Annotated in this window: 31 protein-coding genes; 16 read left to right on the top strand and 15 right to left on the bottom strand. The window is 46.8% G+C overall.

The genetic code is table 11. The annotated features are described in order from the left end of the window. Positions 1-36 precede the first annotated feature (36 nt). The 3 genes from HP399_RS20175 to HP399_RS20165 form a co-directional block, all read right to left on the bottom strand. Positions 37-1026, bottom strand: coding sequence for a cation diffusion facilitator family transporter (locus tag HP399_RS20175; protein WP_173620872.1), 990 nt, complete (start codon positions 1024-1026; stop codon positions 37-39). Positions 1027-1055: 29 nt separating this feature from the next. Next, positions 1056-2096 carry a flavin-containing monooxygenase gene (locus tag HP399_RS20170; RefSeq protein ID WP_173620871.1) on the bottom strand — a complete coding sequence of 347 codons (1041 nt, stop codon included), beginning with the start codon at positions 2094-2096 and terminating at the stop codon, positions 1056-1058. 142 nt (positions 2097-2238) lie between these two features. Continuing rightward, positions 2239-2652, bottom strand: a complete 414-nt coding sequence (locus HP399_RS20165) for an ArsR/SmtB family transcription factor (protein WP_173620870.1) — start codon at positions 2650-2652, stop codon at positions 2239-2241. Between the two features lie 155 nt (positions 2653-2807). Here HP399_RS20165 and HP399_RS20160 point away from each other — a divergent pair, with 155 nt between their 5' ends. Genes HP399_RS20160 through HP399_RS20150 form a run of 3 tightly spaced genes read left to right on the top strand, consistent with a single transcriptional unit; the run spans position 2808 to position 5294 of the window. Further along, positions 2808-3812: a permease gene (locus tag HP399_RS20160; protein ID WP_173620869.1), complete on the top strand. Its 1005-nt coding sequence runs from the start codon at positions 2808-2810 to the stop codon at positions 3810-3812. A gap of 10 nt (positions 3813-3822) precedes the next feature. Further along, entirely contained in the window at positions 3823-4821 is a 999-nt protein-coding gene (locus tag HP399_RS20155) for a TIGR03943 family putative permease subunit (protein ID WP_173620868.1), read from the top strand. Between the two features lie 17 nt (positions 4822-4838). Beyond that, positions 4839-5294 carry a GNAT family N-acetyltransferase gene (locus HP399_RS20150; RefSeq protein WP_173620867.1) on the top strand — a complete coding sequence of 152 codons (456 nt, stop codon included), beginning with the start codon at positions 4839-4841 and terminating at the stop codon, positions 5292-5294. Between the two features lie 114 nt (positions 5295-5408). Here HP399_RS20150 and HP399_RS20145 read toward each other — a convergent pair whose 3' ends face one another. From HP399_RS20145 to HP399_RS20135, 3 genes are all read right to left on the bottom strand, one after another. Further along, positions 5409-5813: an SET domain-containing protein gene (locus tag HP399_RS20145; RefSeq protein ID WP_012685826.1), complete on the bottom strand. Its 405-nt coding sequence runs from the start codon at positions 5811-5813 to the stop codon at positions 5409-5411. 81 nt (positions 5814-5894) lie between these two features. Beyond that, complete coding sequence (locus HP399_RS20140; RefSeq protein ID WP_173620866.1) at positions 5895-6542, bottom strand: response regulator; 648 nt, start codon at positions 6540-6542, stop codon at positions 5895-5897. Beyond that, complete coding sequence (locus HP399_RS20135) at positions 6539-7345, bottom strand: sensor histidine kinase (RefSeq protein WP_173620865.1); 807 nt, start codon at positions 7343-7345, stop codon at positions 6539-6541. The genes HP399_RS20140 and HP399_RS20135 overlap by 4 nt, the downstream gene beginning before the upstream one ends. 108 nt (positions 7346-7453) lie before the next feature. Between HP399_RS20135 and thiD the strand changes: the two genes are divergently transcribed. After that, the gene (gene thiD / locus HP399_RS20130) at positions 7454-8248 is read left to right on the top strand and encodes a bifunctional hydroxymethylpyrimidine kinase/phosphomethylpyrimidine kinase (RefSeq protein ID WP_173620864.1); all 795 of its coding nucleotides are present in this window, start codon (positions 7454-7456) and stop codon (positions 8246-8248) included. Between the two features lie 61 nt (positions 8249-8309). Here thiD and HP399_RS20125 read toward each other — a convergent pair whose 3' ends face one another. Together HP399_RS20125 and HP399_RS20120 are read right to left on the bottom strand one after the other, a co-directional pair. Beyond that, positions 8310-9641 (bottom strand): DUF4179 domain-containing protein, encoded by a 1332-nt coding sequence (locus HP399_RS20125; protein WP_173620863.1) that lies wholly within the window; start codon positions 9639-9641, stop codon positions 8310-8312. 5 nt (positions 9642-9646) lie between these two features. Then, on the bottom strand, positions 9647-10171 hold the full coding sequence (locus HP399_RS20120; protein WP_173620862.1) for a sigma-70 family RNA polymerase sigma factor: 525 nt from the start codon (positions 10169-10171) through the stop codon (positions 9647-9649). 126 nt (positions 10172-10297) lie between these two features. Between HP399_RS20120 and HP399_RS20115 the strand changes: the two genes are divergently transcribed. From HP399_RS20115 to HP399_RS20100, 4 genes are all read left to right on the top strand, one after another. After that, positions 10298-10525: a hypothetical protein gene (locus HP399_RS20115; RefSeq protein ID WP_173620861.1), complete on the top strand. Its 228-nt coding sequence runs from the start codon at positions 10298-10300 to the stop codon at positions 10523-10525. Positions 10526-10599: 74 nt separating this feature from the next. Next, on the top strand, positions 10600-11673 hold the full coding sequence (gene splB, locus HP399_RS20110; RefSeq protein ID WP_173620860.1) for a spore photoproduct lyase: 1074 nt from the start codon (positions 10600-10602) through the stop codon (positions 11671-11673). A 154-nt stretch (positions 11674-11827) separates the two neighbouring features. Continuing rightward, positions 11828-12469 (top strand): deoxynucleoside kinase, encoded by a 642-nt coding sequence (locus HP399_RS20105; RefSeq protein ID WP_173620859.1) that lies wholly within the window; start codon positions 11828-11830, stop codon positions 12467-12469. Between the two features lie 42 nt (positions 12470-12511). Next, positions 12512-13204 carry a deoxynucleoside kinase gene (locus tag HP399_RS20100; RefSeq protein WP_173620858.1) on the top strand — a complete coding sequence of 231 codons (693 nt, stop codon included), beginning with the start codon at positions 12512-12514 and terminating at the stop codon, positions 13202-13204. 70 nt (positions 13205-13274) lie between these two features. Here the strand turns inward: HP399_RS20100 and HP399_RS20095 are convergent, their stop codons facing one another. After that, entirely contained in the window at positions 13275-13865 is a 591-nt protein-coding gene (locus HP399_RS20095) for a TetR/AcrR family transcriptional regulator (RefSeq protein WP_173620857.1), read from the bottom strand. Between the two features lie 33 nt (positions 13866-13898). Next, complete coding sequence (locus HP399_RS20090; protein ID WP_173620856.1) at positions 13899-14324, bottom strand: VOC family protein; 426 nt, start codon at positions 14322-14324, stop codon at positions 13899-13901. Between the two features lie 176 nt (positions 14325-14500). Here HP399_RS20090 and HP399_RS20085 point away from each other — a divergent pair, with 176 nt between their 5' ends. From HP399_RS20085 to HP399_RS20055, 7 genes are all read left to right on the top strand, one after another. Continuing rightward, positions 14501-15238: a class I SAM-dependent methyltransferase gene (locus HP399_RS20085; RefSeq protein WP_173620855.1), complete on the top strand. Its 738-nt coding sequence runs from the start codon at positions 14501-14503 to the stop codon at positions 15236-15238. 75 nt (positions 15239-15313) lie between these two features. Continuing rightward, positions 15314-15598 (top strand): 4a-hydroxytetrahydrobiopterin dehydratase, encoded by a 285-nt coding sequence (locus tag HP399_RS20080; protein ID WP_048032351.1) that lies wholly within the window; start codon positions 15314-15316, stop codon positions 15596-15598. Positions 15599-15709: 111 nt separating this feature from the next. Continuing rightward, positions 15710-16030, top strand: coding sequence for a hypothetical protein (locus HP399_RS20075; RefSeq protein WP_173620854.1), 321 nt, complete (start codon positions 15710-15712; stop codon positions 16028-16030). Further along, positions 16027-16791, top strand: a complete 765-nt coding sequence (locus HP399_RS20070) for a DUF3109 family protein (RefSeq protein WP_173620853.1) — start codon at positions 16027-16029, stop codon at positions 16789-16791. The genes HP399_RS20075 and HP399_RS20070 overlap by 4 nt, the downstream gene beginning before the upstream one ends. A 56-nt stretch (positions 16792-16847) precedes the next feature. Next, the gene (locus tag HP399_RS20065; protein WP_173620852.1) at positions 16848-17357 is read left to right on the top strand and encodes an acyl-CoA thioesterase; all 510 of its coding nucleotides are present in this window, start codon (positions 16848-16850) and stop codon (positions 17355-17357) included. A gap of 75 nt (positions 17358-17432) precedes the next feature. Beyond that, positions 17433-18353 (top strand): aldo/keto reductase, encoded by a 921-nt coding sequence (locus tag HP399_RS20060; protein ID WP_173620851.1) that lies wholly within the window; start codon positions 17433-17435, stop codon positions 18351-18353. Positions 18354-18367: 14 nt separating this feature from the next. Then, positions 18368-18664 (top strand): RNA polymerase alpha subunit C-terminal domain-containing protein, encoded by a 297-nt coding sequence (locus HP399_RS20055; RefSeq protein WP_173620850.1) that lies wholly within the window; start codon positions 18368-18370, stop codon positions 18662-18664. A 60-nt stretch (positions 18665-18724) separates the two neighbouring features. On the opposite strand, the gene HP399_RS20050 is transcribed toward HP399_RS20055, so the two are convergent. From HP399_RS20050 to HP399_RS20035, 4 genes are all read right to left on the bottom strand, one after another. Beyond that, positions 18725-19165, bottom strand: a complete 441-nt coding sequence (locus HP399_RS20050; protein WP_173620849.1) for a thiol-disulfide oxidoreductase DCC family protein — start codon at positions 19163-19165, stop codon at positions 18725-18727. Positions 19166-19244: 79 nt separating this feature from the next. After that, a complete protein-coding gene (gene hutH, locus HP399_RS20045) occupies positions 19245-20759 on the bottom strand; it encodes a histidine ammonia-lyase (protein ID WP_173620848.1) in 1515 nt (504 codons plus the stop codon). A gap of 329 nt (positions 20760-21088) precedes the next feature. After that, positions 21089-21280, bottom strand: coding sequence for a hypothetical protein (locus tag HP399_RS20040; RefSeq protein ID WP_173620847.1), 192 nt, complete (start codon positions 21278-21280; stop codon positions 21089-21091). A gap of 6 nt (positions 21281-21286) precedes the next feature. Continuing rightward, positions 21287-21760 (bottom strand): hypothetical protein, encoded by a 474-nt coding sequence (locus HP399_RS20035; protein WP_228088296.1) that lies wholly within the window; start codon positions 21758-21760, stop codon positions 21287-21289. A gap of 173 nt (positions 21761-21933) precedes the next feature. On the opposite strand from HP399_RS20035, the gene HP399_RS20030 reads away from it, so the two are divergent. Then, on the top strand, positions 21934-22251 hold the full coding sequence (locus HP399_RS20030) for a hypothetical protein (RefSeq protein WP_217367894.1): 318 nt from the start codon (positions 21934-21936) through the stop codon (positions 22249-22251). Here the strand turns inward: HP399_RS20030 and uvsE are convergent. After that, positions 22210-23136, bottom strand: a complete 927-nt coding sequence (uvsE, locus tag HP399_RS20025) for a UV DNA damage repair endonuclease UvsE (protein ID WP_173620846.1) — start codon at positions 23134-23136, stop codon at positions 22210-22212. The genes HP399_RS20030 and uvsE overlap by 42 nt on opposite strands. Positions 23137-23262: the final 126 nt, after the last annotated feature.

Below are 23262 nucleotides of genomic sequence, written 5' to 3'. Positions count from 1 at the left end.
ACCATCTCTCGAAAATGTCGGGAGATGGTTTTTTTGTTAGGAATGGCTATGTTGTTTATGATCATGCGCATGGTCATGGTCGTGATCGTGAGAATCGGCTGTTGCCTGACAATGTAAGCCACCGTGTGTAGTAGACGAGTTCTCAATCTGGATGGTAGCGTGTGTAATGCCGAATTCTTTTTCCAAAAGGGCCAATGCATCATTTAACACAGGGTAGCTAGGTAAGTCGTCCTCAACAACCAAATGGCATGTCAGTGAATCGAATCCGGAAGTAACCGTCCAAATATGGAGGTCATGCACTTTGCTAACTCCAGCTAGCTGACTGAGTCGTTCTTCGACTTTTGTCGTATCCAGCCGTGAAGGAGCGCCTTCCAGCAAAATATTGACGGATTCTTTCGTTACGCGCCATGCGCTCAGCATGATCAGGACAGCCACGACGATACTGATGATCGGGTCGGCAATGTACCAGCCAAAAGCCCACATCAGGATACCACCAATGATTGCACCGACAGAACCGAGAAGATCGCCGAGAACATGGAGATATGCACTGCGTACATTGACGTTGTTCTTGGTATCGCCACGCATGAGTACAATGGCGGCAGCAATATTTGCCAAGAGGCCAACTGTGGCGATGATGATCATGGAGCCGCTGGCAACCTCAGGCGGATTCCACATGCGTTGGAATCCTTCCCAGAAAATGAACAGGGAAATCAGTACAAGTGTCACACCATTGGTCAGTGCAGCTAAGATTTCAAAGCGCTTCAGCCCGAAGGTTCTCTTGGCAGAAGGTGGTCGTGCAGCGAAATGAACAGCGATTAAGCTCAATAGAAGCGCCAATGCATCGCTTAACATATGCCCAGCATCAGAGAGCAACGCCAAACTATTGGTGAGGAAGCCCCCGATGGTTTCTACAACCAAAAATACAGTAATGATGAGGAAAGAAATGAGAAGAGCTCGTTTACTGGCTCCTTTTCCATGGTGATGGTGATCGTGACCATCTCCATGATCGTGATGATGAAAGCTCATGATTGTGTCCTCCTTATAAAACGAATGATTTATAGATGCTCTGCTAAATAAAGCGCGTCATTCCCGACACCGCCCATTAGCGCTGATCCTCGCGTATGCTGCCAGGGGAGCCCGAGAAAGGATAGCCCAGGAACGTTTGTTATCCCTCGATTATGAATCGGTCGGCCATGGGAATCGAGCACATTGGGGACGCTTAGCCAATCGTAGTTCGGTCGAAAACCGGTAGCCCACAATATGTTGTTGACCGTTGCTTGTGTTCCATCTGCAAAAGTAGCGGTATTTCCGTTCACCTGTAGTGCTCGGGAAACCAATCGCAATGCTCCGGTTCTGGACAGTTCTTGGACCTGCTTTTTGTAACCGAATATCGGATCAGGTGATTGACTCAATTTTTGGCCAAGCCAGGTGGAGCGGGGGACATCAAGTAAACCGAATATCCTCATGTAATCAAATATAGGTTTTCCAAAAATGAAGAGCGGCAAGTAAGAACGTGATTCTCCTTGAGAAAAAACAACGGGTCGATGAGCGGCAAGCTCTACTGCAATTTGTGCGCCAGAGTTGCCACTGCCTACGACGAGGACAGGACCGTCAATGAGCTGGCTTTCATTTTTGTACTGTGCGGTGTGCCATTGCCGAATGGTCGGGTCTAGGCTGTTTGCGATAGCCGGGATATAGGGTGTATGAAAGGGACCCGTAGCAATCACTACTTGGTTCGCGAAGAGCAAGCTATCTTGTGTCCGAACCTGAAATCTAGATTCGGCATGGCTAAGTTCCAAAACGGTTGTTCTCAGCATGACTGGCAATTCGAAATGTTTCGCGTACATTTCCAGATAGTCTGCTGCATCGTCTTTGTTTGGGAGTGAATGCGGCTTTCCTGGGAAAGCGAGACCAGGTAGATGATTATATTGGCGTGGTGTAAAAAGCACGAGTGAATCGTACCGCTGCCGCCAACTATCCCCGATCCGTTTGTTTTGCTCCAAGATGACAAAACGGCGATTTTTACGCTTGAGTGCATATCCGAGAGCAAGTCCTGCCTGCCCTCCACCAATTATGATGACGTCATAGTCGTTCATGATTAGGGCCTTCTTTCGGTGAGGATTAACTAAATCATACCATATTCATTATTATATTCAATTAATTGTTTGAATGTTTTTTTGAGCATCAGCAAAAAAAGGCCGCCACTCATAGTGACGGACCTGTATGTAGCCAGTGGATTTACGGTTTTGATTGCTTCAATTCGGCAGCATGCTCAATTCCACACATGATTAAATGACGGACATGATCATCATCGAGTGAGTAATAGACAAGCTTGCCGTTTTTACGGTAGCGGGCGAGACCCATATTTTTTAGCAACCGCAGATGGTGAGAGGTATTGGGGATCGAGCTATTGATGGTTGCAGCGACATCACAAACGCATAGCTCTCCTTCAAGTGCCAGCGCGTAAATGATTTTTGCTCGCGTATCGTCTGCGAGAGCCTTGAAGAGAGGGGCGACACCTTCCGTCTCCATCATTCTGGGCCGAAGCCTGTTTACTTTTTCTTCATCGATCGTCTGTACTTCACAAACCTCTAGATCAGTGGGAATGCGCTGAATGTCTTCGCTCACTTCATTCACCCCGAACGGTTCCATTTTTCACCATTATAAGACGGATACAGGGGGAAGGGAAGGCTGTACAACCTGTTCATCTTGCAAAAAAAAAAGTAAAAGGACAAGAAGGAAATATAGATACCTTTATATAAATAGGAATGATACCTATTTGCAAATAGAGAGGAGAGAACTCCCGCTTGATTCTGAAAATTCGCCAATTCCTGGTTGAAATAATCGGGGCGCTCCTGCTTGGACTAAGTGTCGTTTGGTTAACCATGGGTAGAGAAAGCAGCTTGTTTTCCGGTTGGAGCATAGAGTGGTCCCCTTTGTGGCTTGATGTGAAAACCTTTTTCCTTAGTATTTGGTTGGAAGCAATCCCGTTTGTCCTCTTGGGTGTATTCTTTTCTGCATTTATCCAGACGTTTGTGACAGAAGAGCAGGTGAGGCGCTGGACACCGAAGCATCCACTCGTGGCCCTACCGTTTGCTGGGTTACTCGGGTTTTTGTTCCCTGTATGTGAATGTGCCATTATCCCTGTGGTTCGTCGCTTGATCCAAAAAGGGATGCCGCTGTCAGTTGGTATTGTTTTCTTATTGGCGGGACCGATTGTGAATCCCGTTGTTTTGTCATCGACCTATGTGGCTTTCGCCCGTCAGCCGGAAATGGCTCTCTACCGGGGCATTGCGGGATTTATTGTTGCCCTCATTGTGGGCATGCTTGTCTTCCTGTTTGTCAAAAAAAATCCAATACGGCTCGGCATGGAATCGCAAATCAGTCATGAAGCCGACCATGTAAAAGCGACGAGTGGAAAGCTTTCCTCGACATTTGCCCACGCGGTGGACGAATTTTTTGATATGGGGAAATATTTGTTGTTTGGTTCGCTTATCAGCGCGCTTTTACAGGTGTACATCAGCCGGGATACGCTCATGGACATTGGTCAAACACCGCTCACCTCTAATTTGGTCATGATGGGGATGGCGTATTTGTTTTCGCTTTGTTCAGAGGCAGATGCGTTTATCGCTGCTTCCTTTGCCAATACGTTCTCAAGCAGCTCGTTGCTTGCATTTCTGATTTTCGGTCCCATGCTCGATTTAAAAACAACGTTGATGCTATTTGGAACGTTTCGCTTTGGTTTTGTTGTCAAGCTGGTCGTAGTTATTACGCTTTTGGTAATTTGTGTCACCATGCTTATACCGATGTAAGGAGGAGAATATGGATCAGAACAAATTGAAGCGTCATCATGTCATGCGCAGTTTGATATTGGCGGGCATTACAGCGTTGTTGGCCTATTTGATCCTGTCGGAAACGCTCAGTCACTATCTCGCACCACGATTACACATGTTCAGCTATGTCACGCTCGTCATCCTGGCTCTGTTGACAATTGTCAGCATACGGCAAATTTTTGTCGGCAGTAGTGTTTACGATTGCGATTGTGAGGAGCAGCACAAAGTTCCGCGTACACCCATCGGCTCCCTTTTGGTTTATGGCTTGTTTGTGCTCCCAATTGTGATGGGATTTGTCATGCCGGATAAAATTCTTGGTAGTGATGTAGCGGAGAAGCGGGGAATCACGCTTCTTAGCAATGATGTACGAAAGCTGGCGGATGTTACGGCGAATGCGAATGCGAACGTGAATACAACAGAGAATGTGAAGCAGACAGCAGAGGTAAAAGAAGATGCCGTGCCAAGCGTGGAACCACAGCCAGAGGCTACCAATCAAGTAGCAACACCCCCAGTACAAGCGACAAACGACGAACAATTGCGGCAGCGATTCTCGAACGGGGGATTTGGTGACTTTTACACAGATATCGCCGTCTTTTTACATAAACAGCCAGTGATTGAACTGAATGACAAAGTGTTCTTGGACGGACTCACCACAATGGAGCTATATGCAAAAGAATTTGCTGGGAAAGAGCTTGAGACGATGGGATTTGTTTATCGGCAGCCTGATTTTACGAAGCAGCAGTTTGTCGTAGCGCGTTTTTCCGTCACCTGCTGTACAGCAGATTCCAGTGTTTATGGCGTTTTGGTGGAAAAAGAGGACGCGAACAAATGGGCAAAAGATAGCTGGGTAAAAGTTCGCGGAAAGCTCGAGCTGCGTCAGTTAGATGGATACGACATGCTTGTTCTCCAAGCATCTCAGGTAGAAGCCGTTGCCGCACCGAAAGATCCTTATGTGTACTATAGCTTTGAAGCAGCACCAGACAGTTAAATGCGGGGGAAAACGAAATGATCGTGCGACTAGATTTACAGGATGAACAAAAGGTACAAAAACTTTGGAACATGCAGCAAAGAGCGTATCGTGTAGAGGCGGAGTTAATTGGAACGGAAGATATTCCACCCCTGCGAGAATCAGTAGAACAACTGAGGACATGTGGAGAAACGTTTTATGGCTACATAGAGGAAGGCGAGCTGGCAGGGGCGGTTTCTTTTTTGATCGAGGGACAAACGTTGGATATTCATCGGATGATTGTGGATCCTGTTCATTTTCGCAAGGGAATCGCGAGTAAATTACTTGCCTCTGTCCACGAGCATGGCTGCAGCAAGATCATCGTTGCGACTGGTTCCTTGAATGAACCGGCTGTTAGATTGTATGAAAGACATGGATTTACCTTGACGGATCAAAAAGAAGTGAAGCCCGGTCTGAGGCTGTCTTTTTTCGAGAAAACGATTTATCCATCTTAAAGCGAAAGCCCGCCCCAATAGTTGGGGAGGGATATAGTTGCACAAAATAACCCGGAGGACGGGCACTTTTTCAAGTGTCTGTTTCCGGGTTTTCATTCTTATGAAAGCATATTCTTACTTGGTATCATCTGTTTCTTTCTGTTGGTCTTCATAAAACCAGAGAGGATCATCGCAATCCTCATCACCATTGTAATTGATTAAGATTTCTTCACCCGCTTGAATGTCCGTATAGGCATAAAAATCAAACGTGTGGTTGTCGAAGTTAATCTCATACGTGGCATTTGGCGTGTAGGAGTGATTAAATAGCATGCCATACCCTAACAAGAAGGCTGTGTGATTGGCACCGTACTCAAATGCATAATCCGCGAGTAAGGTTTTCTCAATATGCTCATGCTCTTCGTTCAAATAGGGCAGCACGGGCGCTTCATGAATCAGATCGCCTTTTCGGATATCTTGTGTTGCAAATACACCTCTATTTAATTCTCCATTGCTTAGTTTGGAGGTCTTGACTTCGATCATGCGGATCACCTGCATTTCTTATGTCTGTGGAAAACGTATCTTTCTAAGGATGACAGTTGATCGAGCATAAAGCAATGTTTTTTATTTTAAAACCAAATGATGGCGAACGGCATAAGCAGCGAGTTGGACGCGATTAGCCAATTGCAGCTTTTCAAGAATGTTTTTTAAGTGGTTTTTCACAGTGTTTTCTGCGATGATCAGCGCTTCGCTTATTTCCCGATTCGTTTTTCCGGCTCCCACGTACATGACAATCTCTCGCTCTCGCGGGGTCAGAACATCTGGTACCATTTCATCTGTAGCCTCTTCTTGACGGAAGCGGTACATGAGCCGAGTTGCCATTTCGCGAGTCAATTCACTGTCCTCGCCGAGCAAGGCATGCAAGTAGTTAATCCAGTCGTCAGGCTCTAAATTTTTCAGCAAGTATCCTTGGGCGCCGAACTGAATGGCCGTGATCAGGTCAGCAACGTCATCGGAGACGCTGAGAATGACAACCTTGATGTGCGGGTATGCTTTTTTGACCTCGCGGGTCGCTTCGAGTCCGCTCCATTTCGGCATGTTGATGTCCATGAGCACAAGGTCCGGTTGTATTTGTCCGCATAAGAGAAAAGCTTCCTCGCCATTTTGCGCTTCTCCGATGACTTCAAAAGAGGGATCGGGATCAAGCAGGCTGCGAATGGCCATACGAGCCATCGGGTGGTCGTCGGCGATCAATACACGGTAAGCGTTCATAGGGTTTTTCCTCCTGAATGAGAAGATAAGCGGATGATCGTACCGCCTGCCGGTCGTAACTGAATGTCGATGGAGGCGTTCAACTGGCGTGCTCGCTCGCGCATCATGGACAAACCGTATTTTTTCGCATCGGGAGAAGGGTTGGAAATCCCAATGCCATCGTCCTCAACGGCGAGAACCCAGCCAGTTGTTTCATCCGTCGTGAGGTGAATCCACGAATGCTTGGCCTGAGAATGCTTGCGAATATTGGCAAAAGCTTCTTGGATAATCCCGAACAGTTGTACTTCTGAGGTGGCAGTAAAAAAGCCATCTTTGACATGCAATTCGCTAACAACGTCGATTCCAGATAAAGCGCTCCATTGCGCCAGCCATTTCTCAAGGCGTTGATCCAGACTGCCTTCTTCTGGCAATGAGCGCAAGTTAAAAATGGCTTGGCGTACATGATTGTCGATGGCAGAAACAGCGACCCGTGCATCGTCCAAGTGTCCCTGTTTCAGCTTTACGTTGAGGAAAAACAGAGACTGCGCAATCCCGTCGTGTAATTCGCGGGCAAGGCGTTCACGTTCTTCATAAACAGCGCGACGAGCTTGTTCCTCGACAATTCGTGCATTCATTTGTTTAAGCGTGTGAAACATCCAGGTAGCGAATAAAAAAGAGAGAAAGAGCGTCAAGAGGGTAATGTACACATTCCCGGCTTCCATAGACATATAGGGCAGCAGAAAGTCGTGACGGATGAATTCAAAACCCCCGATGATGATGGTTGGAATCAAAAAGGTCAACCAATAAAAAATACGATAGGACATGCAGATGCCTCCTTGCATGACTGCTGGCAAACATTCCTTTAGTATACCGAATGGGACGAGCGGATGGTATACTCAGGTGAGAAAAGGTGGAAAGCAGGAGGGAATATCATGAGCACGATTGCGAAAGCATTGACGATAGCGGGTTCAGATAGCGGTGGGGGAGCTGGGATTCAGGCGGATCTGAAAACCTTTCATCAACTCGGTGTGTACGGAATGAGTGCGATCACAGCAATCACTGCACAAAATACACTAGGCGTAGCAGGCGTTTATCCGTTGCCGACAGAGGCAGTTGCACAGCAAATGCATGAGGTGCTACGTGATCTAGGCGCTGACGCGGCGAAAACGGGAATGCTATTTAACGCTGATATCATTCGTGCTGTTGCGGAAGAGGTAAAAGCATTTGGCCTGAAAAAGCTGGTGGTAGACCCAGTGATGATTGCCAAGGGAGGTTCAAAACTCCTGCTGGATGAGGCGATCGTTGCATTGAAAACAGAGTTGTTGCCTCTTGCAGAAGTCGTCACACCTAACTTGCCGGAAGCAGAATGCTTGACTGGCATGAGAATCGAGACGACAGACGAGATGCGCGAAGGGGCAAAAGCGATACATGCGTTAGGCGCTCGCAATGTCCTGATGAAGGGGGGACATATGCAAGGGGACGTTGTCGTGGACATTTTGTTCGATGGTACGTCATTCCATGAATTGTCCCATGAGCGTATTCATACACGTCATACGCACGGCACGGGTTGTACGTTCTCAGCGGCTCTTACAGCAGAGTTAGCAAAAAATACACCGCTCATCACTGCGGTTGAAAAAGCGAATCGCTTTATCTTCGAAGCTATTAAGACAGCTCCGCAATTGGGTGGCGGGCATGGGCCGACCAATCACTGGGCGGTTGTAGACTAAGGTTATCAAATTAAGAATGCCCCACAGCGATGCCGTACAAGCAACCGCTGAAGGGCATTTTTTATTTAACTTCAATAGAAAAAGTACCTTGAAGTCGTTCAGGATAGCTGGACAGAGGAAAGGAATAGGAAGTCGGCTTACCTTTGTTTGTTTTTCGCTTGAATAGCATGGAATAGTTTTGAATGGATTCATCATCTGTGGAGGAGGAGCTTGCTTGCACAGAATCATATTCATTTCCCACGTCGTCAGTCAGGTCATTCCCTAAGGAGATATAAGAGTGTTTATCTTGTGGCGGAACCTTCAAGGAAAAGTCCATGCCAACGACATCATCAACTTGACGCAGTGCCGTTAATTTTAGGCGATCATTTGGCACGTTTGTTAATGTGCCTGTTTTCGCGTCGATTACGATTTGCAATTTATCTTTGTCTATGGCACGAATGCCATCGGCTTTGAGAATAAGCTTTTCGGGCTCTACAAAATAAATACTCTCCAGATGGTATACCCTCCCATTCTCACCGTTGTCCCGAACAGGAACGCCATTTCCCCAAAAAGCGAATGTTTCTCCTTTTTCATCTTCGAGCCTCAGCTTATCAAAATCAAATACGTGCTTTTGGTTAGCTGGATCAAAGCGAATGCTTACTTCAGTCTGAGTAGGAAAGACTGCGATTTGTTCAATCGTGAAGCGCTGACCGTCAACCGTGACTTCCTTCATCACCGGATACACTTTTTTCTCAAAGGTCTTAAATTTGTTTTTATCCACAGCAAAGTCAATCAAAAGAGGAGTCTTTTGTTCGAGATTATCGATTTCTAGCGTGACTTTTGCAGTCATCGCATCGGGTATCTCAGTGGCTTCTTCGATCACAATATCAATACGATTCTGAATCACAGGGTCTTCGCTCTCCATGCTTGACCAAGACATAACTCGTTTCCATTTATTTCCTGTTTGGTCTGACAACTCGATCTTGTGCAAGGCTACTTTTTTATCGGTGAAAGGATGCTTTAGTGTATAGAAGAGGACCATCCGTTTTTCGTCGGCCAAAACTTGATCGATGGTAAACGTCACATCTCCCGTTGAACCACTGGCGCCAATATTTTGGACAAGATTGTGTTCTGCTGCCTTTTGCAAGCCTTTATCATCCCGAAGAAACTCAACGATCTTCTCCATCCCGGGAATGGAGCTGACATAAGCAGCAACAGCAGGTGAAAGTCGAACGGAAAAAATAAACACGAAAATGAACAAACAAGCAACCAGACTAGAACCAACGCGTACCCACCGATTGCGGCTCCGATTTTGACGCAGCTCTTTTGCTTGTTCCATCCCTCTGCGAATGTATTGATCAATCTCAGCGGGAACCATGAATGGACTCGCATTCTTTTTTTCATTATCACACATGCAGCTCACCAGCCTTTCCCGAGATCTTTGCGGAGTGCACCCAAAGCCTTGTGCAGCCATGTCTTGATGGTGCCTTCCGGATGACCGAGTACCTCTGCAATATCGCGTATCGTCCGATCTTCAAAATATTTCAAAATAATGATGTGGCGATAATTCGGACTGAGACGAGCGAGAGCCTCTTCGATTTGAATACGCTCGACATTTTGGTCGTCTATAGGAATATTTTCACGACTTTCGATGTCATCCTCCATGGGATCCAAGATGATCCGTTTTCGGCGCTTTTGCTCATCCAGACAAATATGAATAAGGATGCGAGTCAGCCATGTGCGAAAATACGCAGGCTGTTTCAATCGTGCCAGCTTGAGATAGGAACGGCACGTCGCTTCCTGAATGGCTTCCAATGCATCTGTCTCGTTACGAAGAAAGGCGTAGGCGATTTTATACAGTTGTTCTTTATGAAGGCTGACGAGCTGAAAAAAGGCATCATCATCCCCATCTTTTGCGTACGAAACGAGCTGTTCCAGATTCACTTTTCCCCCTCCTCTAGCATTAGACGGCGCAGGTACCAAAACGGTTTTCATAAATTGTCAGCCAAGCTGTTTTTTTGAACCAATCACCTGTCCACTGCTTACTGTAAAAGAAAGAAGTGTGTAAGGATGGGGTGCAGGTGCATGTGGATCAAATGGGTTACGATTCATGAATCGTATGGCCTTCCGCGGATTGCTCAGGAATGTCGGCATTATTTAGAAATGAAAGGAATTCGAGTCAGGCTTTTGTCCAGACAGACCAAAAAAGCAGGACATGTCTATACACTGCAAGTACCACTAGCTCAACAGGAGCAAGCAAAGGCGCTGCTACGCGATTTTAAGAACACCCTGAAATAATGGAACACAGCCATACTTCCCCTTACGTCCAGTCAAATGGCACGGGCATACTAGGTGAAGGGGGAATGATAGCTATGGGAACGACCCTGTTGGAAAGACCTGAAAAGAAGGAACAGAAAGGCAGCAAGCTATTTGTTCCGGATTATATTTTCGTCGAGCCAAATGCACTGAATTATCCACTTGGCCAAGAGCTGTATCGCCGTTTTCAAACGGAAGGGATTCCAATGCAGATGACGACCAGTCATAATCAGGTCCGTGGCATCCCTGGAGATACAGAAGTGGAGAAATATCGCAATGCGAAGCGGACGTTGGTCATTGGTGTACGCAAAACATTGAAGTTCGAGACCTCCAAGCCTTCCGCAGAATATGCCATTCCACTGGCAACGGGATGTGCTGCCCACTGTCACTATTGCTATTTGAACACAAATATCGGGACAAAGCCGTATGTTCGGGTGTATGTCAATACAGATGAGATTCTTGCTCAGGCCGAGAAGTACATCCAAGAACGCCCGGGAGAGATCACTCGTTTTGAGGCAGCCTGTACATCCGATCCGGTTAGCATTGAGCATCTTACGGGCAATCTGAAACGAGCGATTGAGTTTATGGGCCAGCAGGAGTTTGGGCGGTTGCGGTTCGTGACTAAGTTTCATCACGTGGATTCCTTGCTAGATGCTAAGCACAACAAGCATACCCGATTTCGCTTCAGCATGAATGCCGACTATGTCATCAAAAATTTTGAGCCAGGCACCTCCAGCTTTCATCAGCGACTGGAGGCGGCAGGGAAGGTAGCCAAGGCCGGTTATCCGCTCGGCTTTATTTTAGCGCCTTTATATTGGTTTGACGGATGGGAAGCGGGGTATACCGATTTGCTGGAAAGGCTCCGTTCGCAGTTGGTTCCCGAAGCGATGGAGGATTTGACGTTCGAGCTGATCCAGCACCGTTTTACCAAGATCGCTAAAAACTTAATCCTCCAGCGCTATCCGAAAACGAAGTTGGAGATGAAGGAAGAAGAGCGCAAGTACAAATGGGGGAAATACGGGAAAGGGAAGTATGTCTATCCCGACATCCAAGCAAAGGCGTTGCAGGCCCATTTAGAAAGTGAAATTGCCCGACTATTTCCACAGGCTCGCGTTGAATATTTTACGTAAGAACCAGACTGCTCTTGATGAAGAGCAGTTTTTCTTTTAGAAAAATGAATACCAAATGATACTAAACGACAGGATGCGAATGTTTTCGACAAACACTTACATACGTGCTAGAATATGGAGTGCTCTCATTTTCTTGAAAGGAATCGAAGCATACATGAAGTCCATATTGATTACCGTTGAGGGACCTATTGGTATTGGGAAAACCTCTTTATCGCGGGAACTAAGCCGCGCATGCAACTTGCAGCTACTGGAAGAGATCGTCTACGAAAATCCGTTCCTGGGTAAATTTTATGAAAATATTGCCGAATGGAGCTTTCAACTAGAGATGTTTTTCCTCTGCAACCGTTACAAGCAGTTGCAGGATATTCATTCTCAGTTCCTGAATCAAGGTATTTCCGTTGTTTCTGATTACAATATTTTCAAAAATACGATTTTTGCCAAACGGACGTTACAAGGAGATAACCTGCCAAAGTACCTCAAAATTTATGATATCCTAACAGAGGATTTGCCTCAGGCCCATTTGGTGATCTACATGACAGCTTCGATTGAGACCGTGATGAAGCGGATTTCGATGCGCGATCGCGAAATGGAGCGCAGCATGGATGTCACCTATATGGAGAACCTGATTGCTGATTATAACGAGTTTATGGAAGCGTTTGAAAAGCATCATCCGGATACGCCTGTCATCAAATTCGACTGTGACGATTTGGATTTCGTACATAGACCAGAAGATTTGAAGGTTGTACTGGATCGAATTGCCCCACGGATCCAAGAGTTGATGGGACAAGAAGGTTAGGGAACAAAGGAAAAGTAAGCATGGGGATAAGGAGTTGCGTACATGTCGAGGTTTCAAAACAGCACGCTTCGTGAAAAATACGGGATACCGAACAACGCAGTGATTACGATCGGAGGGACAGTAGGGGTAGGAAAATCCACCTTTACACATGCCTTGGCAGGCCAGCTAGGATTTCGTGTATCTGTAGAGAAGGTTGACAATAACCCGTATTTGGGCCGTTACTATAACGATTTATCGCGTTGGGGTTTCCATTTGCAAATTTTCTTTTTGGCAGAACGCTTTAAGGAACAAAAACGGATGTTTGATTATGGCGGCGGTTTTGTCCAAGATCGCTCCATTTATGAGGATACCGGGATTTTTGCCCGCATGCTGTACGAGCAAGGCAACATGACAGAAGAAGATTACCGCACTTATACAGAACTTTTTGAAGCGATGGTCATGACGCCTTACTTCCCGCATCCGGATATTTTGATCTATTTAGAGGGAAGCTTCGATGATATTATTGACCGCGTAAAAGAGCGCGGGCGTCCGATGGAGCAACAAACGCCGGTGGATTACTGGCAGGATTTGTTTGGCCGCTATGATAGCTGGATTGCTTCCTTTACTTCCTGTCCGATTTTGCGGGTCAATATCAACGAATACGATGTTGTGGATGACCCATCTTCGGTAGAGAGCATTATTGCTCGGGCTGCTGAAAAAATTCGGCTTGGACGAGCTACCCGCTTTTCATCATAAAAAAACCTTTACAATAACAGAGCACCCCTACATTTTGCCGGTAAGAGGCGGAAGCAGGGGTGCTTTGCTTTTATTTGGTGCGATATCCTTCCAAGAGAAGAGTCATTGCTGTTGAAATTTCCTCAAGGGACTTTTCATGATCAGACGTCTCCGAAATCCAGAGCACCGCTTCATTCATCGCACCAGACAGCAAATGCGTCAGAGCATCGATGGAAACGGGACGAAGGTATCCTTGCTCCTGCATCGTTTGAAGCTGCTCCCTGAGATGCCTCATGGAGTTTTCCTCGTCCATCCGGCGCCATGTTTCCCACCCGATAACAGAAGGGCCATCGATAAGCAAAATCCGCTTGTTGCGATGTTCGACGGCCGAGGAGACAAAGGCCAAGCAACCCAAGATCAATTGTTGCCAAGGATCCTCACTTTTCGCAGCTTCAGCTTCTACGCGCTCACCGATTTCTTGTTGGACAGAAGCCAGTACTGCCTCAAATAATCCTTCTTTGCTCCCAAAGTTATGGTACAGTGCGCCACGGGTCACCCCGGCTTGCTTTACGATGTCTTCCATAGCGGCATCCGCGTAACCTTGCCTGGAGAACATCTCTCTTGCTACTTCGATCAATTTTTGCATCGTCTGTTGTTTTTGCTCTGCTTTGGACATCTTCATGCGGTACGATCTCCTTACTTATTTCATGCCAGATTATACAGGGTCAACATAACTTTCAGCAAATGCTTCAGAAGGCGGGATTACTTTTATGATATCAAGTAAAATGCCATTCGGATCGGATGTAATAAAATGCCGCTGACCGAACTCCTCGTCTCTAATATCCAGATGGAGAGGAAGTCCTGCTTTCACAATAAGTCTCTCGTATTCAGCGTCAACATCATCGACTTCGAAATTAAGGATAAGACCACCATCTACTGGCTTTCGGAATCCTTGTGGAATTGTGTTGTGAGAAGGATCTAAGATGGCTAGCTCAAATGCCGGATTGCTGCTCTGATTTTGCAGGCTCACATACCAGTCTGCTTCGAAAACAATTTCAAATCCAAAGTGTTCACGATAAAACTTCGAGCTAGCCTCAACTTGTTCTGTCAAGATGACAGGATAAAAGCTGTTCACTTTCATTACGGATCTCTCCCTCACGATTGGATGAGGTTAATTTAACATACATACAGTATGTATGTAAAGTTTTTTCTATATTTTTTAACAAAGCTTTTGTACACTTTGCCACATGCAAATCGGCTCCGGATAAACCCCGCTGTGGTATAATAAGAACATCTTGGAATTAAAGGGGCTCAGACATGGCAGAAGAATGGTTTGAACGCAGCTTTCGCGAAGATTATGTGCTTGTGTATCGTCATAGGGACGATTCGGCAGCAGATGGAGAGATCGCTAATCTGTTGGAAAGATTGCCGATAAAGGACACAGGACGCGTACTTGATCTTTGCTGCGGGAGCGGGCGTCATTCGCGTGCGCTGGCTCGCCGGGGCTATGAAGTAGTTGGTGTGGATTTGTCGCCTGTTCTCTTACAGTTGGCTGAGGAACAAAACACCTATCCACAGCTAAGTTTTGCCCGCTGTGACATGCGCGACATTCCGTTTCACGACGAATTTGATATCGTGGTGAATTTGTTTACCAGCTTTGGTTATTTCTCCACAGATGAAGAAAATGCTAACGTTATTCGTAACATGGCACAAGCACTCAAAACAAAAGGTGAAGTGGTCATCGATTTCTTAAATGCAGCGTACGTCATGGATAATCTCGTGTCGCACTCTACGAAGGAAGTCAGTGGAATGTTGATTAAAGAAGAACGCTGGATCCAGGATGGATTTGTGAAAAAGCGGATACTGATTTCCGACGAGTCTTCGAATGAACCGCGTGAGTATATGGAGCAGGTTCGCTTGTTTTCTGCCCAGCAAATGATTGCAATGCTGACAGAGGCGGGATTCGAAAAAATCCAAGTATTTGGAAATTATCGGTTTGACGAATATGTGGCGCATGAATCACCTCGTATGATTTTTTATGCCGTGAAGCAATAGGGAGCGGATAACCTGTACGTCTCGTGAATATGATGGTGTAACAACCATTCATCGGGTAAAGGGGGCATTGCGAAAATGAGCAAGCTGTCTTTGGAACAGGTCAAATTGTATCTGAGCAAGGTACCTGGCTGGAAGCTGGTAGAAGACCGAATGGCACTATCACGCACGTACCACTGTCGTGACTTTTCCACTGCGGTCAGTTTCGTTAACCGTGTGGCAGAGATGCTTGAGCATGACAATCAGCATGTGGAAATTCATCTGGCAGGGGGAACGGTTACGTTTACGTTAGCCACCCGCGAGGCAAAAGGTTTAACCGGCAAAGATTTTGCGTTAGCCCAGACCATTAGCAAAGTAAGCTAACAGGCAGAAGAGAAATAGCCGCTTCCCACAGCGAAGCGGTATTTCTTTTTGGCTTTTTAAGAGCTACTTTGTTATGATGGGCAGTATGAACCATTTCGGAGGGATTACAAGATGGACATTCAACAACACGAGCAATTGATTCAACTGTTGGCGGAGTATAAAAATCAAAAGGTTTCCGTGGCTTTTACCCAATGGGATACCGATAGCGAAGAAGAGGAAGAGGTAACACAATTTCAAGCTCAGCTCCTCGAAACCAAACTGACTGACAATGAATTTGAGGAAAAAGATCTCCTGCTCGTGTTTACGACAGTAGAGGGCGAAGAAATGGAAATCCTGATGGAAATTCCGGGTGATGAAGTAGATTTGGCTAGCTATGAGGAAGGCCATTTGCGCATTTTTGGAACAGAAGCGGAGATTGTTTTGCAAAAATGAAAACGAAGCGGGCTTTTCGTTATGTAGGCACGCCCGATCCCATGTCTGATAAAGAGGCGTACCACTGCGAAAAATATATAAAGAAAAACAAGCATTCCTTGGTGAGAGCGGGACAATATTTGGTTGATGTAACAGCCCTCCAAGCTTTGTTTCATTTGGACTGTTGGAATTGCAGGACGGTTCATCGTGAGACGTGTTGTGAGGGTGGACAACCATACGCAGTAGAAGAATGGCAGATTCCAATCATGGAGGGGGAAATCCCCTCTATCTCTGCTGGACTCCAGGATGAGTCTGAACGCAATCATTGGCTTCTTCATGGGGTTTGGGATCGCAATGAGCCTCCAGGAACCATTCGCATGCGGCATGGTAATTGTCTTTTTTATCAAGAAAACAATGGGCGTTACGGCTGTGCGATCCATGCTTATGCCGAACAGGCTGGTCGTGAAGTTGAGCCTCTCAAGCCATTTAGCTGTCAACTGTATCCAATCGATTTGATTGAGACAGGGGAAGGGATCCTGCTAACGGCGGTTACCACCGAAACGTCTTCCTTTTCCAGATGGGGTACGGATTATTTGGAGCAGTTTTACTGTGCCAGTCCGGCCCGCCGAAAGCTTGCCACGCATATAGATGACAAGCTGTTTGCTTTAGACGGCTATCGCCCAGCTTATGAGTGGAATCTCCCTTTGTTACGTTACATTTTGCAAGATGATGCAGAGAGAATAGAAGGCATGCTTGCGATCAGCTATCAATTGGAACGTTAAATGCCTTGTGATATGATGAAGTATGCATCAAGTAGATTGATAAAGGAGCAACAGCGATGAACATCAAGACAACTCAAGAATCTCGTACAATTCAGGCATCACTGGTTCAGCCATCTGATACGAATTACCATGGGACTATTTTTGGTGGTACGATGATGGCTTATATAGATGAGGTAGCTGCAATCGCTGCGATGCGACATTCGCGTCGCCCTGTTGTGACAGCATCGATTGACTCGATTGACTTTCTTGCTCCCGTCAAAATGGGACATTCCATCTGCCTGGAAGCTTTTGTTTCGTCAACAGGCAGAACGTCTATGGAGATTTTCGTAAAAGTCATCTCGGAAAATCTCCAGACCGGCAAGCGCATTTTGACCGCGACATCTTTTCTCACCTTTGTTGCCCTAGATGAGGAAGGGAATCCGACTGATGTGCCAGCTATTGCCCCTGAAACAGAGGAAGAAGAGAGATTGATGGCAACTGCGGAGGAGCGCAAGAAAATGCGCAAGGAACGAAAAGGGAATCTGCAAGATTTTGTGAGCCAATTGAACATCGAGAAAAGCATATAATTTTTTTAGTCTACACCCTGAGCGAACATTCGTTCAGGGGATTCTCGTTTATCCATGATGAGGAGGAATCGGGCAATGAAGTACCGCAGATTAGGAAAAACCGACTTGAACGTATCCGTAATCGGTGTAGGTACCTGGCAATTTGGCGGGGAGTGGGGAATGGATTTCTCGCAAGAAGCTGTTGACCAGATTCTCGACAAAGCAAAGGATCTCGGGATCAACTTGATTGATACAGCGGAATGCTACGGAGATCATCTGTCCGAACAGCTTATCGGAGGATATTTGAAAAAAAGCCGCCGGGAAGACTGGATTGTGGCGACGAAATTCGGGCATCATTTTCATGACAAATTTTCTCGAACCAATCATTACGGAGCAGCTGAAGTTCAGCAACAATTGGAAAAATCGCTGGAAGCCTTGCAGACCGACTATATAGACTTGTACCAATTCCACTCGGGACCTGACGAGGCTTTTGACAATGATGACTTGTGGACTTACCTCGACAAACAGGTGCAGGCAGGAACGATCCGTCATCTCGGCCTCTCGATTGCGAAAAATGACAACATGCATCAAACATCCGCCGCTACTTCGGTGAATGCAAAGGCAATCCAAGTGGTGTACAATCGTTTGGATCAAAAGCCGGAAGAAGGTGTTTTTGCTTCTTGCCAGCAGCAAGATCTGGGTGTGTTGGCCCGCGTTCCGCTGGCGAGTGGTTATTTGAGCGGAAAGTACAAGCCGGGTTCTGTATTCGGTGGAAACGATGTGCGACACCGACACGATCAGGAGCATGTCAACAAGCTGCTGCTCCAAGTAGAAGAAATCAAGAAAAATGAAGTTCCAGAAGGAATGGATATGGCGCAGTGGGCATTGGCGTGGTGCCTCATGCATCCGGCTGTTACGACCGTGATCCCAGGCAGCAAGAGCCCAGCGCAGGTAGAGGCAAATGCCAAAGCAGCTGACTATGTGAGCGATGAGCATCCACAAGCGACGTCGAATTAAAAAGGATACGTGCCATGACAACTTCCAAAAAAATGGTAAGAACTTGCGCGAATGGTCATCCATACATGAAAAGCAGTGATTGTCCGACTTGTCCAATCTGTGAGCAAGAACGCAAACCGGACACGGGATTTCTTTCTCTGCTCTCGGCACCAGCAAGAAGGGCATTGGAACACAATGGGATCACTTCCTTGGAACAGCTCGCAACCTACAGCGAAAAAGAGATCCTGAAATATCATGGGATGGGGCCCGCATCTATGCCGAAACTTCGGACTGCATTGAAGGAAAAGGGATTGTCATTTAAGAGCGAATGATTGGGCACAGCGAATAAAAAAGGAGGAGCCGCGATAGGACAACGGCTTCTCCTTTTTCTTTTAATCCAAAAAGCGGGATCTGATCTGCGGGGTAGGAAGCATGCATTGTTCAGCTTTGCCCATCCACCGATAGCGATTTCTCGCGACCCAATCATAAATCGGATTGCGGACAGGTCTAGGGATGAGCCGAGCTACGTTTGACAACAGAGGCCATCCACCTTGAAGCTTGCGACCGACGTGCAAGATCGCATCCGATTTTGTATATAGCTGTCCGTTGGCGATAAAGACCACGGATGACAAGTCTTTTTCCTGATACTTGTAATGAGACAAAATTTCCTGTGCTCTCTCTGACTGTAAGGATGCAAAGTGAATGTGCCCATGCGGATCACGCTTCAAAATAAACTGTACAGCACCGTGGCACAGATGACAAACCCCATCAAACAGTAACAGGTACTCAGGATGGTCTAGTTCTCTGCCTGCTTTCATGAGACAGCCCTCCATACTTCAAGTGTTTTGCTCTAAATGCTTATCCTTAGCTCCATCATAACAGAGAAAGACAATGCTTCCTATACACGAACGATTATTCTGTCACAAACGCGAGAGTCCCTTGCTGGATCAGCTCTTCTGCCTTTACGAGATCAGGATGCATTTCGCGGTCTTCATGCAGGCGGGGAATCACCCGGCGCAACTGCTCATAGGCTCGCGCTGTACCTGTCCCGAGATCTCCCGAGCCAAAATCGATAGCTTGTGCTGCTGCCAAATATTCAATGGCAAGCACCTTGGTGACATTCGATACGATCGTGCGAAGCTTGCGAGCAGAAGTCGTTCCCATGCTGACATGGTCCTCCTGATTGGCAGATGACGGAATCGAATCGACCGACGCGGGATGGCAGAGCACTTTGTTTTCAGAAACAATGGAAGCGGCTACATATTGCGTAATCATAAATCCAGAATGGAGTCCGCCATTTTCGGTTAAGAATCCGGGTAGACCACTTAGCTGTGGGTTGACGAGACGTTCTGTGCGTCTTTCGGAAATATTTGCCAGCTCAGCTATGGCAATGGCAAGAAAATCAGCTGCGAATGCCATTGGCTGACCATGGAAATTCCCGCCGGAGATGACGTCGCCTGTTTCTGTGAAAAGAATAGGGTTATCGGTGACGCTATTGCATTCGCGTGTTACCGTAGTCCATACATACTCCAGCGTATCACGAGTTGCACCATGCACTTGCGGGAGGCAACGAAGGCTGTATGGATCTTGGACGCGTAGCTCACCCTGCGCAGTTGTACGTTTGCTGCCGGATAAGTGCTGGAGCAAGCGCTTTGCTGACTCCTGCTGTCCTGGATGCGGGCGGACGAGATGGAGCTGTGGATCAAAGGCTTTTGGAATTCCACGCAGCGCTTCAATCGTCATCGCCGCAATCAATTCAGCGCTTTCAAGCAGAACTCGCGAATCATACAAGGCGAGGCAAAGCTGTGCAGTCATCGCCTGTGTCCCGTTAATCAGAGCCAGACCTTCTTTAGCCTCCAGTCGAATAGGGGAAAGCCCCACTTCATTCAGTGCTTCTTTTCCGGATAGCCGCTTGCCATTGACGAGCGCTTCACCTTTACCGAGCATGACCAGTACCATATGAGCGAGAGGGGCCAGGTCGCCGCTTGCACCAAGGGAACCTTGTTGAGGAATAATCGGATGAACCCCTCGATTGCATAGTTCTACAAGCTGAAGCAATGTTTCTTCTCGTATTCCCGAATAACCCTTTGCCAATGCATTGATGCGCAAAGCCATCATCGCACGGACAACTTCAACGGCATAAGGGTCGCCCATCCCGCAAGCATGACTCATAATCAAATTTTCTTGTAGCTTGCTTACGTCCTCGTCGTGGATCATGACATCGGAGAATTTTCCGAAGCCAGTGGTGATTCCGTATACGACTTCCTGCTGCGATACCATTCGCTCCACCATGGCACGTGAAGCACGAACACGATGCAATGCTTCTTCGGTCAATTGGACGTGGGTGGCGCTTCTTGCAATGGAAACAACATCTTCGATACGCAATTGATCCCCATCTACTTTTACAACGTTTACTTGCTGATTCATCAGTAATTTCCTCCTTTAGCAGAGCAGAGAACGAAAAGAGCGAGGGGTTAGGACATCATATCCTAACCCCTCGCTCGAAAGCATGTATGTGATTGGATGAAAACGTGTAAGCCTGCATTTGTCGCGGCATACGTTCTTCCTCACTTTCGTTCATTTGCAACTGTCTGATTATTTTAGCTATTGTTATCATTGTATCAAATGCCTACGTGCAGTCAAGATGATCTTGTCACGGCGGCTTCCCTAGAGAGCAAAAAACGGGCTTAGTCCATTTTTTCAAACTGGGCGAGAGTCGTCTCTCGAGTTGGATAAATGTCATACCATGTACTGTGTTAGTTCATCCGAAAGGACGTGTAGAATTCCGTGGAAAAGCGACGTAAGATGCCGCCTATGCCTACCGCACTCCCAAGGCGTCCTAAAGAAATGCCGAAACCGCCTTCTTCAGCGATGCCATTGCCGTCTCCATCGATGCCGTCACCTATGAAGCCTTCTCCTGAAAAGCCCAAGTCGGAAAGTCCAATCAATCCGAATCATTCTATTCCTGCTCGCCCAATGCCGCAAAAACCGATCATGCCAGCTCCCAATTTGGCTAACCCGAACGTGCCAAACGTAATGCCGCCAAATCGGATGCCAGCGAATCCCATGCCACCAAATCTCAAGCCGTCCAATCCAATGCCTCCAAATCCGATGCCACCAAACCTCAAACCGTCGAATCCAATGCCAATGCCACCGAACCGGATGCCCGCAAACCCTATGCCTAACACTTTACCGAATGTAAGGCCAAATGAGAGTCCAAACATGATGCCAAATGTCAGACCCAATGTGAGACCAAACGTGCGACCGAATGAGAGTCCAAACATGAGACCAAACGTGCGACCGAATGAAAGTCCAAACATGAGACCAAATGTCAGACCGAACGTAAGGCCAAACGAAAGTCCAAACATGAGGCCAAATGTAAGACCAAATGTCAGACCAAATGTGCGGCCGAATGAAAGTCCAAACATGATGCCAAATCTAAGACCGAATATCAGACCAAATATTAGACCAAATATCAGACCGAATGTCAGGCCGAATGCGCGACCGAATGAGAACATAGGAAGGGATCTGGAGATGTACTTGTTCAAATTCCAGTTCCATATGGATCGGATGCAGTACTTCCGCCACAAATGCGAGGAGCATGGTGAAAATCGCCGCAAATACATGGAATACCGCAGACATTACAAGCACCATGAACGGAGAATGCATCATTATCATGACCGTTGTCAATTATGGAATGACGGTAGCAGTTCCTTTGGTCGGGGCTCATCATCTTCATCTTCGGGTGGCAGTAGCTCCTCGGCCGGATGCAATTGCGGACGTAGACGGGGTCATAGACGAGGGCGTGGCTGCGGATGTTCATTTTGAAGCACTTGAGGAAGGACGCCAGCTAATTAAGCGGCGTCCTTTTCCAAACTCAATTCGTAAATGCCTCAACAGCGACTCCTTTTTTCTTTAACTCGCGCCTTAAAGTAAGCAAGGCATCATCTTTGTTTTTGCATTCCAATATAATGTCCACATTGTAATCTGCTAGCGCACTGACAAATGTAAGGAACGCGTCTGGGTCAATATCGTCTGCATGAGCGCGAAAGTCATTTGCTGACTTAGGCGAGGACATGTGCATTTTCGGTGTGCGCTCTCCCCAGGTTTGAATAATCCGGGGAAGGTATTCGGTCCAATCTTCGCCATCAGAATGGCAGTTATGGTGGTGAATATCGAGCACCATCGGCACACCGATCCGTTCGCATAGCTCCAGTACCTCGCGCATGGTAAAAGACATGTCGTCGTTTTCCACAACTAAACGACGTTTGACGTTTTCAGGAAGCTGCTCGAAGTTGGATGCAAAACGATCGAGAGAAGAGGCCTTGTCTTCGTATACTCCTCCCACGTGCGTTACCAAGACGGAATTATCGTCGAGCCCCAGTAAATCAAACACTTTTGCATGGTAGGAAAAATCGGCAATCGTCGATTCCAGCACAGAAGGCTTGTCGCTGTTCAATATGCTGTAATGTCCGGGATGAGCTGTCAAACGAATGCCATGATTGCGGATATAATTCCCTGCCTTTTGGAAGTCCCATGCGAATTCTTTTGCCCAATCCCATTCAGCTGCTACTGGATGAGTAGCCAGTGGAACAAATTCAGAAGGAAGTCGATACACAAAGATATGATTTTCTACATTATAAGCAAGCAAATCCATTAAATTGAAAAAGTTTACCTGCATAACTTGTCGCAGCTTTTTTAACCGAGCTTGGGGATCTAATTTATTTACTTGGGCAACCGTCGTTTTTTTGTTTGGATTGTTTTTCGTCTTTACACTGATGCAGGCATAGCCCATACGGATCAAGGAAATCTCCCTCCTTTGCAGCAGCATTCCTTTGTAGTATCTCCAAAACGGGAACGTCGTCGGCTTCTTGCCAGAGAATTATAAAACGGATAAGATGGGAGAATGTCACAGGCACGTCGATAAACA

It is taken from the genome of Brevibacillus sp. DP1.3A, from assembly GCF_013284245.2.
GTDB lineage: Bacteria > Bacillota > Bacilli > Brevibacillales > Brevibacillaceae > Brevibacillus.
The sequence above is the reverse complement of the archived record's forward strand: the minus strand, read 5'-3'. Positions and strand labels throughout refer to the sequence as shown.

Excerpts from the sequence above, each read along its gene's own strand:
- HP399_RS20170 (WP_173620871.1), bottom strand. The coding sequence starts at position 2,096 with ATGAACGACTATGACGTCATCATAATTGGTGGAGGGCAGGCAGGACTT.
- HP399_RS20060 (WP_173620851.1), top strand. The coding sequence starts at position 17,433 with ATGAAGTACCGCAGATTAGGAAAAACCGACTTGAACGTATCCGTAATC.
- splB (WP_173620860.1), top strand. The coding sequence starts at position 10,600 with ATGGGAACGACCCTGTTGGAAAGACCTGAAAAGAAGGAACAGAAAGGC.
- HP399_RS20125 (WP_173620863.1), bottom strand. The coding sequence starts at position 9,641 with ATGTGTGATAATGAAAAAAAGAATGCGAGTCCATTCATGGTTCCCGCT.
- HP399_RS20115 (WP_173620861.1), top strand. The coding sequence starts at position 10,298 with ATGGGGTGCAGGTGCATGTGGATCAAATGGGTTACGATTCATGAATCG.
- HP399_RS20080 (WP_048032351.1), top strand. The coding sequence starts at position 15,314 with ATGAGCAAGCTGTCTTTGGAACAGGTCAAATTGTATCTGAGCAAGGTA.
- HP399_RS20100 (WP_173620858.1), top strand. The coding sequence starts at position 12,512 with ATGTCGAGGTTTCAAAACAGCACGCTTCGTGAAAAATACGGGATACCG.
- HP399_RS20140 (WP_173620866.1), bottom strand. The coding sequence starts at position 6,542 with ATGAACGCTTACCGTGTATTGATCGCCGACGACCACCCGATGGCTCGT.
- HP399_RS20050 (WP_173620849.1), bottom strand. The coding sequence starts at position 19,165 with ATGGAGGGCTGTCTCATGAAAGCAGGCAGAGAACTAGACCATCCTGAG.
- HP399_RS20105 (WP_173620859.1), top strand. The coding sequence starts at position 11,828 with ATGAAGTCCATATTGATTACCGTTGAGGGACCTATTGGTATTGGGAAA.
- HP399_RS20030 (WP_217367894.1), top strand. The coding sequence starts at position 21,934 with ATGGTGAAAATCGCCGCAAATACATGGAATACCGCAGACATTACAAGC.
- HP399_RS20055 (WP_173620850.1), top strand. The coding sequence starts at position 18,368 with ATGACAACTTCCAAAAAAATGGTAAGAACTTGCGCGAATGGTCATCCA.
- hutH (WP_173620848.1), bottom strand. The coding sequence starts at position 20,759 with ATGAATCAGCAAGTAAACGTTGTAAAAGTAGATGGGGATCAATTGCGT.
- HP399_RS20035 (WP_228088296.1), bottom strand. The coding sequence starts at position 21,760 with ATGTTTGGACTTTCATTCGGCCGCACATTTGGTCTGACATTTGGTCTT.
- HP399_RS20095 (WP_173620857.1), bottom strand. The coding sequence starts at position 13,865 with ATGAAGATGTCCAAAGCAGAGCAAAAACAACAGACGATGCAAAAATTG.
- thiD (WP_173620864.1), top strand. The coding sequence starts at position 7,454 with ATGAGCACGATTGCGAAAGCATTGACGATAGCGGGTTCAGATAGCGGT.
- HP399_RS20145 (WP_012685826.1), bottom strand. The coding sequence starts at position 5,813 with ATGATCGAAGTCAAGACCTCCAAACTAAGCAATGGAGAATTAAATAGA.
- HP399_RS20165 (WP_173620870.1), bottom strand. The coding sequence starts at position 2,652 with ATGGAACCGTTCGGGGTGAATGAAGTGAGCGAAGACATTCAGCGCATT.
- HP399_RS20065 (WP_173620852.1), top strand. The coding sequence starts at position 16,848 with ATGAACATCAAGACAACTCAAGAATCTCGTACAATTCAGGCATCACTG.
- HP399_RS20075 (WP_173620854.1), top strand. The coding sequence starts at position 15,710 with ATGGACATTCAACAACACGAGCAATTGATTCAACTGTTGGCGGAGTAT.
- HP399_RS20085 (WP_173620855.1), top strand. The coding sequence starts at position 14,501 with ATGGCAGAAGAATGGTTTGAACGCAGCTTTCGCGAAGATTATGTGCTT.
- HP399_RS20090 (WP_173620856.1), bottom strand. The coding sequence starts at position 14,324 with ATGAAAGTGAACAGCTTTTATCCTGTCATCTTGACAGAACAAGTTGAG.
- HP399_RS20155 (WP_173620868.1), top strand. The coding sequence starts at position 3,823 with ATGGATCAGAACAAATTGAAGCGTCATCATGTCATGCGCAGTTTGATA.
- HP399_RS20070 (WP_173620853.1), top strand. The coding sequence starts at position 16,027 with ATGAAAACGAAGCGGGCTTTTCGTTATGTAGGCACGCCCGATCCCATG.
- HP399_RS20150 (WP_173620867.1), top strand. The coding sequence starts at position 4,839 with ATGATCGTGCGACTAGATTTACAGGATGAACAAAAGGTACAAAAACTT.
- HP399_RS20175 (WP_173620872.1), bottom strand. The coding sequence starts at position 1,026 with ATGAGCTTTCATCATCACGATCATGGAGATGGTCACGATCACCATCAC.
- HP399_RS20135 (WP_173620865.1), bottom strand. The coding sequence starts at position 7,345 with ATGTCCTATCGTATTTTTTATTGGTTGACCTTTTTGATTCCAACCATC.